Origin of the sequence: Oribacterium sp. C9 (genome assembly GCF_002007235.1) — a bacterium.
In the GTDB taxonomy this organism is placed as follows: domain Bacteria; phylum Bacillota; class Clostridia; order Lachnospirales; family Lachnospiraceae; genus Oribacterium.
Genome location: NZ_MUHW01000005.1, coordinates 110,399 through 123,438, shown reverse-complemented (window position 1 = coordinate 123,438; position 13,040 = coordinate 110,399). Strand labels below are relative to the sequence as shown.

11 protein-coding genes are annotated in these 13,040 nt (G+C 44.9%); all 11 read right to left on the bottom strand.

The window, feature by feature from the left end:
* Nucleotides 1-192: 192 nt before the first annotated feature.
* Nucleotides 193-1,845, bottom strand: a complete 1,653-nt coding sequence (locus BXO88_RS05010) for a nucleoside kinase (RefSeq protein ID WP_078036653.1) — start codon at nucleotides 1,843-1,845, stop codon at nucleotides 193-195.
* Nucleotides 1,846-1,952: 107 nt separating this feature from the next.
* Entirely contained in the window at nucleotides 1,953-2,825 is an 873-nt protein-coding gene (locus BXO88_RS05005) for a Nif3-like dinuclear metal center hexameric protein (RefSeq protein ID WP_078036652.1), read from the bottom strand.
* The gene (locus BXO88_RS05000; protein WP_078036651.1) at nucleotides 2,822-3,565 is read right to left on the bottom strand and encodes a class I SAM-dependent methyltransferase; all 744 of its coding nucleotides are present in this window, start codon (nucleotides 3,563-3,565) and stop codon (nucleotides 2,822-2,824) included. Before BXO88_RS05000 ends, BXO88_RS05005 begins: the two co-directional genes overlap by 4 nt.
* A 103-nt stretch (nucleotides 3,566-3,668) precedes the next feature.
* Nucleotides 3,669-5,429 (bottom strand): DNA primase, encoded by a 1,761-nt coding sequence (dnaG, locus tag BXO88_RS04995; RefSeq protein ID WP_078036650.1) that lies wholly within the window; start codon nucleotides 5,427-5,429, stop codon nucleotides 3,669-3,671.
* A gap of 89 nt (nucleotides 5,430-5,518) precedes the next feature.
* Nucleotides 5,519-6,577, bottom strand: coding sequence for a deoxyguanosinetriphosphate triphosphohydrolase (locus BXO88_RS04990; RefSeq protein ID WP_078036649.1), 1,059 nt, complete (start codon nucleotides 6,575-6,577; stop codon nucleotides 5,519-5,521).
* Between the two features lie 212 nt (nucleotides 6,578-6,789).
* Nucleotides 6,790-7,158, bottom strand: a complete 369-nt coding sequence (locus tag BXO88_RS04985; protein ID WP_044993888.1) for a RidA family protein — start codon at nucleotides 7,156-7,158, stop codon at nucleotides 6,790-6,792.
* A 105-nt stretch (nucleotides 7,159-7,263) separates the two neighbouring features.
* Entirely contained in the window at nucleotides 7,264-7,758 is a 495-nt protein-coding gene (gene ilvN, locus BXO88_RS04980) for an acetolactate synthase small subunit (RefSeq protein ID WP_044993889.1), read from the bottom strand.
* Nucleotides 7,759-7,768: 10 nt separating this feature from the next.
* Nucleotides 7,769-9,403, bottom strand: a complete 1,635-nt coding sequence (gene ilvB, locus BXO88_RS04975) for a biosynthetic-type acetolactate synthase large subunit (RefSeq protein WP_078036648.1) — start codon at nucleotides 9,401-9,403, stop codon at nucleotides 7,769-7,771.
* Between the two features lie 85 nt (nucleotides 9,404-9,488).
* Nucleotides 9,489-10,688, bottom strand: a complete 1,200-nt coding sequence (gene ilvA, locus BXO88_RS04970) for a threonine ammonia-lyase (RefSeq protein ID WP_078036647.1) — start codon at nucleotides 10,686-10,688, stop codon at nucleotides 9,489-9,491.
* A gap of 56 nt (nucleotides 10,689-10,744) precedes the next feature.
* Entirely contained in the window at nucleotides 10,745-10,999 is a 255-nt protein-coding gene (gene ilvN / locus BXO88_RS04965) for an acetolactate synthase small subunit (protein WP_036606254.1), read from the bottom strand.
* 79 nt (nucleotides 11,000-11,078) lie between these two features.
* Nucleotides 11,079-12,737, bottom strand: a complete 1,659-nt coding sequence (ilvB, locus tag BXO88_RS04960; protein WP_078036646.1) for a biosynthetic-type acetolactate synthase large subunit — start codon at nucleotides 12,735-12,737, stop codon at nucleotides 11,079-11,081.
* Nucleotides 12,738-13,040 lie beyond the last annotated feature (303 nt).

Genomic DNA, 13,040 nt, shown 5'->3' with positions numbered 1-13,040 from the left:
CAAAAAATATTGTTAAAATACTGAAATATTTGCGAAAAACATCGAAATTTAAGAAAAAATGCTTAGTTTTTGGTGCTTTACTGAGAAATTAAGATAGAAAAACCGTAGTATAAGCATTTTCATGATGGAGTTAAAGAGAATAATAGTTAAAACATAACGAGAAAAAGCGGTGCAAATGCACCGCTTTCATTATTATCCTACATCCAGGCAGCTTCCGCCGATGAACTCTCGTACGATAGAGTTCTGAGGGATGAGCTCAGGGCTTATAGGAAGGATGTAATCCAGGAACTTGAGGAGTCTCTTTGCTTCTGCGTGTTCAGGATCTCCGCGCTTTATCTGGAAAAGGAGCGGAGCTGCAAAGATCTTCAGAACCGGAAGCTCGTAGATCATGCTGGAGTTGACCATGACATCCGCGCTCTCCTGATACGGGAAGATGTTCTTGTCTTCTCCTCTTCTGACATTTTCCCACATGGCTATAGTGCTCTTTGCACTGTAGCCTCTGGTTCGGTTATCGCGGACTATACGGCGGAGAAGTCGTCCGTCGGTGGTGGCGATACGGTTGTGGGCGTCAACATTGATCTGAGTCAGTGATGAGATATAGATCCTGTACTTGTCGTCATCGGAAAGTGAAGAAGACATCTCATTATTGAGACAATGTATACCTTCGATCACCAGAACATCATTGGCTCCGAGCTTGCAAAAATCACCCTTGTATTCTCTTGTACCCGTGAAGAAGTTGTAACGTGGAAGCTGAATGGTCTCACCCTGAAGGAGCTTCAGCATATCGCTGTTGAACTGTTCAACGTCAACGCACTTTATGGATTCGAAATCCTTGTTGCCGTTTTCATCAAGAGGTGCCAGATCTCTGTCTCTGAAATAGTTGTCAACAGAGATGGGGTGTGGATTAAAGCCCAGTGCCTTCAGCTGGATACTGAGTCTTCTGGAGAAGGTGGTCTTGCCGGAGCTGGACGGTCCCGCTATCATGACGATCTTTTTATTCTTCTGTGCGATGTCCATGGCGATATTTCCGATGGTCTTCTCGAAAAGAGCCTCCTGCATAAGTATCAGGTCATCAGAATAGCCGTTCATGACCATCTCATTGAGGGCACCGATACTGGAGCAGCCGATCTTCGCTGCCCATTTGGAGGATGCGTGTTCAACCTCATACAGCTTGTTGAGAGGTACGAATGGGGCAACCTTTTCAGGATTGCTTCTGGTAGGAAGCATAAGTACAAATCCGTCTCCGTAAGGGATCAGATCGTAGTACTTTATATAGCTTGTGTTCAGAACCATGTAGCCGTAGAAGTAATCAACGAAATTCCCCATGTAGTAGACATTGACACTTCCTGTCATACGGAAATGGAATAGACGTTCCTTGCTTGCCATACCGTTTTCACGGAAGATCCTGATTGCTTCTCTGGTACTGATGGACTTTTTGAGAATCGGAATACTCTTTTTGTGATATTCATCCATCTGAGCCTTTACCTTCTGAAGAAGCTCAGGGGTCGCCTTTACTCCACCCTTTAGATAGCAGTAGTAACCGCCTCCCAGTGTATAATCAACCACGACTCCGAAGCCCTTCACATCCTCGCAGACATTGTAAAAGGCTTTGAGCATCATGAAGATGGCAGAACGCTCATAGGTTGACTGACCTATCTTTTCAGTGCCTGTAATGAAATGAATCTCGCCGTCTCCGGGAACTGTATGATAAAGCTCGAAAAGCATGTCGTTGTAACTGGCAAGCAGTATTTCATGCTCGTACTGAGGCTGAAAATGTTTTGCAACCTCGAGAAAAGTTGTGCCATCTGGAAATTCCTGTGTTTGTCCCTTTGCTGTGATTGTCATGATGATCTCCATTCCGCCGCAAAAAACGCGGCACAAACAGTGATATAAGTAACTTGTGTTTGTAGACAAATATCGATTTTATATATAGCTGTAGCAATCAAACTTCATTATACGTATTTTACCGGGAATCTGCTCTTATCCTTTATGATCTCCGCCTCCGGGAAGTTCTCTGAAAGGAAGTTGCCCATGTGTTCCACAAATATGTGCTCGAGACCATAGTGTCCGGCGTCTATGAGGCTGATGCCCTCTTCTGTGAGATCAAGCCCCTCGTGGTGCCCCATATCTCCGCTTATAAATGCATCTACATGAAGCTTCATGACTTCCTTAAGTTCGCCTCTTCCTGAACCCGGACAGCAGGCGATGGTCCTGATAGGAACACCTGCATCATAGAAGCCAACGAAAGGAAGCTTGAATTTATCCTTCACAAGCGCGGCCAGTTCATCGCAGGTCATAGTGTGAGGAAGCTTAGCTACAAAACCGATACCATATTGATTTATATCGGCGATATTTCCGTCATTATCAGTGTCAGGCTCAGGGGTCGGAAGCATTGAGCCAAAGGAGCTTCCGTTTTCATTTTCCCTTGGAGTATAGCCTGTTGGTTCCATGGTAGCGAGCTTCTTTAGACCCAGTGTCTCGCAGACTATGTCTGCCATGCCTCCGGGACAGCTGTCGTAATTTGTGTGCATGGAGTAGACAGAGACATCATTCTGTATGAGATCAAGGAGCTTAAGTCCAAGCGATGATTCATCGTTTATTGCCTTTATACCTCTGAAAATCACCGGATGATGGGTGACTAACATATCACATCCTGATTCTATGGCATCACAAACAGCTTCTGCAGTCGCATCAAGTGCCACATAGACTTTATTCACTTCCTTGTCACTTCTTCCCACCAGAAGTCCCGGGTTATCCCAGTCACAGGCGGAAGCTCTCGGTGCGAGCTTATCAAGCTTTTCTACTATATCTCTGACTGTGATCATCTGTATGCCTCCAATGCCTTTAAACAAAGCTCATATGACTTCCTGACAGCTTCATTCTGAGTCTTTTCAAGTATGCCTTCATATCTCAGCTTTTCCTTCTGTAAAAAGCTGTATAAGGTATCATTTTTATGGTGTAAAAGAAGTCCTCCGTAGATGAAATCCTCTTCATTCTTGTAGTGAACTGAGGTTTCCATTGAAGCTGAATTGTTGTCATGAGAAGAAGCCGTGTTCTTCTCATCAGAATCTGAATCAGATTTCTGAGTCTTGACTGTATCAGCCGGGACCGCTGTCATGATGGTATAATACTTCTTTTCATCGATCAGCATCTCCTCGGATACGATGTTCATTCCGTTATCTATGAGAAAATGTCTGAAGTGCTCTATATCCGACTGAGGAGAAAGAACAAAACGGTCGAAATCTCTGAGGCGTCCTGTGAGTATACGCTCCATCAGGAGCCCTCCCATACCGGCTATGATCACCGTGTCTGCCTCATGAGGCTTAACTTCTTTGAGACCGTCGCTCAGTCTCGTTTCTATCTTTTGTGACAGTCCCTCTCCTGCTATGTTCTGTGCCGCGCTCTGCAGAGGTCCTTTGTTAATGTCACAGGCAAGGGCTTTTTTGACCTTCTCGGAACGAACCAGCTCCATAGACACATAGGCGTGGTCACAGCCTATATCTGCGATGGTGTCTGACGGAGGTACTATCTCCACTATTCTTTTTAATCTGTAAGGTAAATTCATATATGTTATCCTGAATCACTGATCTCGTTTCAGATTTCTCATTGCTATGAGAGCATACGCTGACTTTATATAAGCATATGAGTCAGCGTAATAAGAGATTCCTTTAAAGTTTTAAATTCTGGAGATCCGACTGCTGCTTGAAAAGCTCTGTCAGCCTGTGCGGATCTATCTCGTTTTCTATTTTTGTATTTAGTGAGGTGAGTTTGATGTTTCGTATAACATCCTCCAGACCTCGTTTGAATTCGTATTCATCGGTGTCATCGGAAAGCAGATTACCGTTAAACATGGAAGCAACCTTTTCGTACTCTTCATCGGATTCTCTGAAGCTGTCCAGGATCTCGTTTGCCGGAGTCTCACTATAGACCATGGATATGACCTTCTGCATGGAAGGATCACTGAGATCTTCAGGGAAGATGTACTCTCTTACCTTTGGAATCAGCTCAGGCTTTTCCTGCAGCCATGTTATGAGCTGTTTCTCGGACTTCTGAAGGGCGGTTTCCTTTTTCTTTGACTTGTCCTTCGGCGTGAAGCTGGTATGGTTATATATCTTCTCGTTGAGAGGTGAATTTTTTCTCTCAGCAAGATCTCCAATATGATTAACCAGCTTACGTAGACTGTCGTAATCTATCATCTGCTCTCTTGCAACAGCCTTTATATAGTTCTCACGCTCTATAGGCTCCTTTATCTCACTGAGCTTAGTCGCAACCTCGTTTGTATACTGGGTCATACCTGCAGGGTCAGAAAGATCATAGTCCTGCTTAAGTACATCTATGAGCCATAGAAAGCTGTTTTTGGCATTATCAATACGCTCCTGGAATTTATCCACTCCCATAGCCTTGATGAACTCGTCAGGATCCTTGTATGGGCGCATATTTATGACCTTTGTGTTGATGCCTACTGCTCTCAACATGGGCATGGCTCTTTTTGCAGCGTTAATGCCGGCACCGTCAGAGTCATATGTCAGAAGAATGTCTGAGACATAACGCTTCAGTACACGGCACTGCTGCTCTGTAAGGGCAGTACCAAGAGAAGCAACAGCGTTGGTGAAGCCTGCCTGATGTAGCTGAATGACATCCATATAACCCTCGCAAAGGATAAAGAACTTTTTGCGGGATTTTTTGGCGTAGCAGAGACCGAAAAGATTTCTTGACTTATCAAAGAGCTTTGTCTCAGGACTGTTCAGATACTTCGGTTCACCATCTCCGAGGACGCGTCCTCCGAATCCGATAACTCTGTTGTTGGCATCCATGATCGGGAACATGACACGATTGAAGAACTTGTCATAAACACCCTTTTCGGAAAAGGTTATGAGACCGGAATCATGAAGTATGTTGTCATCGAAGCCTGCGTTTTTCAGATACTTATAGAGTCCGTCTCTCGTCTGGTCTGCATATCCGAGACCCCACAGGCGAAGAGTTTCGTCACTGAGCTCACGCTTTTTGAAGTAGTTCATACCGTTCTGACCGCCGGGACTTCTCAGAGCATTGAAAAAATAAACAGCAGCTTTTTTGTTGATATCCAAAAGCTTGATGCGTAGATCCGTATCCTTTTTCTGCTCAGCACTCTGTTCTATTTCCGGAAGTTTGTAGCCCACATCATCGGCAATTTTTTTAACTGCTTCAGGAAAGGTCAGATTCTCATATTCCATAGTGAACTTGATGACATCTCCACCCTTACCGCAGCCAAAGCAATGAAAGATCTGCATACGGGGATTTACGGAAAAGGATGCGGTCTTTTCACCATGGAAGGGACACAGACCGAAATAGTTGGCACCCTTCTTTTTCAGATTTACATATTGTCCGATGACATCAACTATGTCTGCACGGGATCTTAATTCTTGAACTATCTCATCAGGATAAAACAATGTGGTACACTCCAGTTTAGTTACAAATATGATATGACATAAATGTCATAAGCCTATCTTCCATTTGTGCTCGCACAAAGGTGGATATATCAGTATTTCTGCCATCCGATAGGTACGAAATACTCTTTGAATTTATATATGCAGTAATCATCCGTCATGCCGGCGATGTAATCACATACACTTCTTTCATGAGCAAGTATGATCTTCTTTTCTTTCATAGGATCATCTGATCTGATGGAAGAAAGCATGTTATCCAGCATGGTGGTATACTCTGAGGTCATGGATTCGGGATGCTCCATGTAGTAGTTAAACAAAAGGCGGATCATACGATTTACCTTCACTTCTTCAGCTTTTGCTGCACCGCCTATGTAGATGTGATCGAACATCCACTGTCTTAGGGTCTGCATGGCAGACTCGACTTCACGTGACATACTGAGCTCCTTTTTATTTTCAGAGTTGTATATCACATCATGAATCAGAGTGTTGAGTCGTTCCTTTACAGAATGACCGAGCACGTCCGTGATCTCTTTCGGTATGTCACTTTCCTTTATGAGACCGGCGCGTATGGAATCGTCTGTATCATGATTTATATAGGCTATCTTATCCGCGAAGCGAACTGCCTGACCCTCCAGTGTATTCGGGTGTCCGGAGGTCCGGTGATTAAGTATACCGTCTCTGACTTCCTTTGTGAGGTTAAGTCCCCGTCCTCCCTTTTCCAGGACTTCTACCACTCTTACACTCTGTTCGACATGGGAAAAACCTTCCTGACAGAGGGCATCCAGAACCCGCTCACCGCTGTGTCCGAAGGGAGTATGTCCCAGATCATGACCGAGAGCTATGGCCTCGATCAGATCTTCGTTAAGCCGAAGTGCCTTTCCAAATGTTCTCGCTATCTGGCTTACCTCCAGAGTATGGGTAAGTCGGGTGCGATAATGATCTCCTTCAGGTGCTATAAAGACCTGGGTTTTATGCTTCAGTCTCCGGAATGCCTTGCAGTGGATGATACGGTCACGATCTCTCTCATAGCATGGTCTGATATCATCCGGTTCTTCAAAACGGTCACGACCTTCTGAGTTTTTGGATAATGCTGCATAAGGCGATAATGTCTTCTCTTCAAGTTCTTCAAGTTGTTCACGAATACAGCTCATGTTTCCTCCATATTCCGCATCGATTGCTATGTATCATCCGGTCATCTTAGTTCTGTTCCGTATAGTTTCGAGTATACAGATGATTAATAGATATAGCATATCATTTTAGGGTGCCCTTCGCAATAATTCAAGAACATTTGTACAGCTAATAAAAAACTCTTCAAAAGAGGTATTTACCATCTTTTGAAGAGTCTGTTGAATTTATATGTTTATCAAAGCTCTGCGATTGCTTCGATCTCACACTTCACACCCTTGGGGATGTCCTTTACTGCAACGCATGATCTTGCAGGATTTGATACGAAGTACTTGGCGTATACTTCGTTGAATGCAGCGAAATCGTTGATATCGCTAAGGAAGCATGTTGTCTTCACTACCTTCTCCATTGAGCTTCCGGCTGCCTCTACGAGTGCCTTTACATTCTTGCAGCTCTGCTCAGCCTGCTCTGCTACTGTAGCGGCAACTGCGCCTGTTGCAGGATCAACAGGAATCTGACCTGAACAGAAAACGAGGTTGCCTACCTTGATAGCCTGTGAGTAAGGACCGATAGCTGCAGGTGCGTTATTTGTTGATACAATTTCCATTGTTTTTCTCCTTTTTGATTTTTTTTTAATTTTACAACATTCAGGATAAATAGCATTAAGCTATTACTAATGGTATCCATAAATAATATTGTCAGATATTTTACATTATTTCTCGTCACCCTGCTCTTTGATCTTCGTTATGGCAAGGGTTCCGGTTCGTGCCAGTTCAACTATCCTGATGGACTTAAGAGTATCCAGAAACATCTGAACACGCTCCGGAGTGTCACACATCTTTATGGTCATCATTGATTTTGAAAGATCCACGATACGTGCGCCCATGATCTGGCAGTTCTCCATGATGTCTTTTCTGTTATCACGATTGTATCTGATCTTTACCAGTACAAGCTCCTGAGTGATACCTTCGCTTTCATCAAAGGTCTTTACCTTTATGATATCCAGCTTTTTATTGAGCTGTTTCTCGATCTGTTCGAGAGTACGTTCGTCACCGCTTGAAACGATGACCATATTGGAAACAGTTTTATCCTCAGTTTCCCCGACAGTCAGAGAATCGATATTGAAGCAGCGTCTCCAGAAAAGACCGGCTACCTTGGCAAGGACACCTGACCGGTTCTCAACAAGGCAAGAATATATTCGTTTCATATGGTCCTCCTTAAGCTATCTCTGATGGGTCAACTGTAACTTCCATAAGTATGGATTCATCCTTTTCGAGGAAATCATCCAGCTTTTCAGCCATCTCGCTGTTGTTTGAAAGTTTGATGTATTTCATACCGTAAGCTTCTGCTATCTTGTCGAGCTCAGGACTTCCGGAAAGATCTGTAACTGAGAATCTGTCTTTATATGTGAAATGCTGATACTGCCTTACGAGACCGAGCCAGCCGTTCTTGATGACTGCTATCTTTACAGGTACACCGTACTGACGCATGGTGGCGAGCTCCATGAAGCACATCTGGAAGGCTCCGTCACCTATTACAGCAACTACCTGTTTCCTGGGATCTGCAAGCTTCGCACCGAGAGCCGCCGGGATGGAATATCCCATGGTTCCCATACCGCCTGATGTGAAGAAACGGCCGTTTCTCATGATGTAATTTCCGCAGCTCCACATCTGGTTCTGACCTACATCAGCGACGTAGATGGCATCATCCTTCATATTCTGACAAAGCTCGATGATAAATTCCTCAGGTGTGACAGTTGAAGATTTTCTCACACGCTCAAGGAGCTTCTGCAGCTTTTTATCCTCAGTTTCCTTTTTGTATGCCTTCAGTCTGTCTACCCATTCTGTGTACTCAGAATCGCACTTTTGCTGATTGAAGACCTCAAAAACACTTGCTATATCTCCTACGAGAGGGATCTCAGGTCCTGCGTTCTTACCTATCTCGGCAGGGTCTACATCGATGTGAACGAGAGTTTTGTTCTCAGTGATGAGGTCAGGCTGGCTGATGGATCTGTCCGCAACTCTTGCACCGACCATGATGATCATGTCAGCTTCATTCATGGCACGGTTTCCGTAGGAATTACCGTTGTTGCCAACCATACCGAAGAACATGGGATCGTTAGACTTCATGACGCCTATACCCATCATGGTACATACTACGGGGATCCTGTTGTTGTCCGCGAAGGTTCTTACTGCTTCAACAGCTCTTGCGAGGTGAACACCGCCGCCTACGCATATGATAGGTCTCTTCGCTTCCTTAAGTCTCGCAAATACCTTCTTTATCTGCACAGTGTTTCCCTGCACAGTAGGCTTATATGTACGGAGCTTCGCCTCTTCAGGATACTTGAAGTCCTTTATCTCCTCCTGCTGCACATCTATAGGAATATCGATAAGTACAGGACCTCTTCTTCCGGAGTTGGCTATGTAGAATGCTTCCTTCATGATGCGGGGAATGTCTCTCGCGTCACGTAGTATATATGAATACTTAACGAAGGACTCACATGCTCCGCAGATATCAGCTTCCTGGAACACATCGGAACCCACCAGACTGCTCTTTACCTGTCCTGTGATGACAACTATGGGTATGCTGTCTGCAAAGGCAGTTGCTATACCTGTGATGATGTTGGTGGCACCTGGACCTGATGTTACTGCTGCTACTCCCACCTTTCCGGTGGCTCTCGCATATCCGTTTGCGGAATGGGCTGCATTCTGCTCCTGACGTACCAGTACGGTTTTAATGTCTGTGTCCAGAATGCTGTTGAAAAAGGGAGCGATAGCAACTCCCGGATATCCGAAAACATATTCAACATGTTCATTCTGGAGACATTTAGCTAAAGCGTCTGCACCTGTCATATATCCATATCTCCTTTTTACTGATCTGATGTGATGACATTTCCCATATAAGGGATCTATGTGAGTGAAAGCCGGAAACTAAATCTCAGACAAGCTTGAAGCCCTCTTCCACAAATTTTGCTCTGATAGCTTCGATATGTTCAAAGTTTCTGGTTTCCATCTGAAGAGTCAGATAACAGCCATTGATATCTGTGTCCATGGAGATGGTATTGTGATCTACCTTTGTGACATTTGCGCCCATGGAAGCAACGATATGTGAAACCTCCTCAAGCTGACCCGGCTTATCCAGAAGTTCGATAGTAAGAGTTGCCTTTCTGCCTGTCTTGATGAGACCTCTGTTGATGACACGTGAAAGGATATTTACGTCGATATTTCCGCCTGAAACTACGCAGACTACCTTCTTGCCCTTAACAGGGATCTTGTTGAAGAGAACTGCTGCTACAGAAACCGCACCGGCACCCTCAGAAACAACCTTTTGCTTCTCCATAAGTGTGAGGATGGCTGCTGCTGTCTCGTCATCTGTAACTGTTACGACTTCATCGACATACTTGCTGACCATATCGAAGGTCACATCTCCGGGACACTTTACGGAGATACCGTCTGCGAAGGTGTGAACCTCATTGAGAGCCTCCACCTTTTTGTTCTTCAGGGCTTCTGCCATGCTTGGAGCACCTGCTGCCTGAACACCATATACCTTGCAGTTTGGATTTAACTTCTTCACCACAAAGCTGACTCCTGAGATCAGTCCGCCGCCTCCTACAGGAACAACAACAGCATCTGCATCTGCAAGCTGATCGCAGATCTCCATACCTATGGTTCCCTGACCTGCGATGACATCAACGTCATTAAAAGGATGGATGAACACTGCACCTGACTCCTTCTGATATTCAACAGAAGCGGCATATGCATCATCATAAACACCGTCTATCAGGCGAATCTCTGCACCGTAGCTCTTTGTAGCCTCCACCTTTGAAATAGGTGCTATTGCAGGCAGGAAGATGGTTGACTTGATTCCGGCCTGTTTTGCTGCAAGAGCAACACCCTGAGCATGATTTCCTGCTGAGCATGCAACTACGCCCTTTGCCTTCTCTTCGTCTGTGAGAGTTGAGATCTTGTAGTAAGCTCCTCTTATCTTGAAAGAACCTGTATTCTGAAGGTTCTCTGCCTTGAGATAAAGGTCACAGCCTGCGTCTATCCTTGTGGCATGAACAAGCTCTGTTTTATTGATCACAGGCTTAAGTACATGCGCTGCCTGATAAACTCTGTCCAATGTTAATTCGTTCATAATTCCTCCCCAATAGCTGCTATCCAGCTTTTTTGTTTTGTCAAAGGCTGACGATGTCAGTCTTCCATCATTTCTGTTCTGAGGTCGACCTTCCGGATATCGTAGAGCTTTTCAAGCTGGGATATGACCTGCGTTCTCATGTAGTCGTCTCCAGTGGAAACGATCTCGATCTTTGTTACACCGGGGATGTCTGTAGGACCGGCATGAATAGTCTCGATATTGTAGCCTCGTTTTGAATAAAGACCTGTGATCCTGTTGAGTACGCCGAAACGGTTATTGACCCAAAGATCGATGATAAATCTCTCTTCCATAAGTAGTACCTCCTATTTATTTTGAAATCAGCCTTTATGAATCTGAATCATTCAGGCCGACTGTGAATTTTCCATTTACTCAGTCCTTCAGTATGATGTTCTTTATTGACTTTCCTGGCGGGATCATCGGAAGAACCTTTTCATCCGGATCTATGTGACAATCAATTACGTAAGAACCTGTATCTCCTGTATCTGTCTCTGTAAGTATCTTTTCCAGTTCTTCGAGACTTGATGCAGTGAAGCCCTTGGCTCCGAAGGCGTCTGCAAGTGCCGCATAGTTTGTTTTTCTGTTTAAGGTTGTCTGAGAATATCTTTCGTTATAGAAGATTCCCTGCCATTGTCTCACCATACCGAGAACGTTGTTGTTGAGGATGACAACAGTGATAGGAAGGTCCTGACTCACTACTGTACAGAGCTCGTTTAAATTCATTCCGAAGGAGCCATCTGATGTGAAAAGAACGGTTCTCTTTCTTCCTGAACCGATGCAGCCTCCTATGGCTGCTCCGAGACCGTATCCCATGGTACCGAGACCTCCTGAAGTAAGTAGTGTTCTCGGGGCTTCGAAGTCATAGAACTGAACCGTCCACATCTGGTGCTGACCTACATCTGTAGCAACAACAGTTGTGTCATTTACGTGCTTTCTCACTGCACTGATGATATTCTTCGGACAGAACTCACCGGGACGGTCAGGTATAACGACCTTCTTGAATTCCTCTACCTCGTTTCTCCACTCCTGATGACGGACACCCTTAAGTTCAGAAAGAAGATCCTGAAGTATGGCCTTTACATCACCCTGCAGGCAGAAGTCTGAATTTACATTTTTCCCAAATTCCGCCTTGTCGATATCGATATGGATGACGGTGCACTTTCTGGTGTATTCATCGATATCACCTGTAGCTCTGTCTGAGAAACGTACACCTACAGCAAGCATGAGATCACATTCGGCCTGAGCCTTTGTGGCTGCGTACTGTCCATGCATTCCGCACATTCCGAGGTTGTATTCGTAGGAATCAGGCAATGCTGTTCTTCCCATCATACTGAGTCCAACAGGTGCATCCAGACGGTGTGAAAGCTCCAGAACCTCATTTTCCGCATTGGCTGAGATAACACCGCCTCCGCAGTAGATGAAAGGTCTCTGGCAGTTTCTGATGGCCTCCAGAACCTTTTCCTTCATGTATGGGACTTTCGGCTTATCAGGCATGCGGGGAACTACTGCTATACCGTATTCACAGAGGTCTGTCTGAACGCTCTTTGGGATGTCTATAAGAACCGGACCCTTACGTCCTGAGTTTGCTATGAGAAATGCTTCCTTGATGGTCTGCTCCAGCTCCTGAACGTGACGTACCATGAAATTGTGCTTAACAACAGGCTGGGTGATACCTACGATATCTACCTCCTGGAAACTGTCACGGCCTAAAGCGTTTATGGAGACATTGCCGGTGATGGCAACGAGAGGAACGGAATCAAGATATGCGTTGGCGATTCCTGTTACGAGATTTGTGGCGCCCGGACCAGAGGTTGCGATGACAACGCCTGTTTTGCCGGTGGCTCTTGCATAACCGTCCGCAGCGTGACATGCTCCCTGCTCATGAGCAGTAATGACGTGATTAATCTTTTCGGAAGCCTTGTAAAGCTCGTCATAGATGTCCAGTACTTGGCCTCCGGGATATCCGAAAACTGTATCAACGCCCTGCTTGATAAGTTCTTCAATAAGGATTTCCGCTCCTTTTAATCTCATATCTTTAAACTCCTTTCCTATGGCGTCAGTCCAAAGGATTTATGATCCGAAAGGATCTGATGCTTCATGTCTATTTCATAGAAAGAGACATGTTGATAATGGATTTATGTATGTGAAGTTGTTGCTAAAACGTGGTGAAATGATAAAAACATTTGTTATAAATTAACAGTATAACTATATCACAATAGAAGTATGAAAAGAATACCGCCTTATCTGTAAATCTCCCATCTTCGATGGTCGATTTCACGTTGGCGGTCTTATGTCCGCTTGTGCAAGCACAGCGTCCGCACGACCGCCTTATCA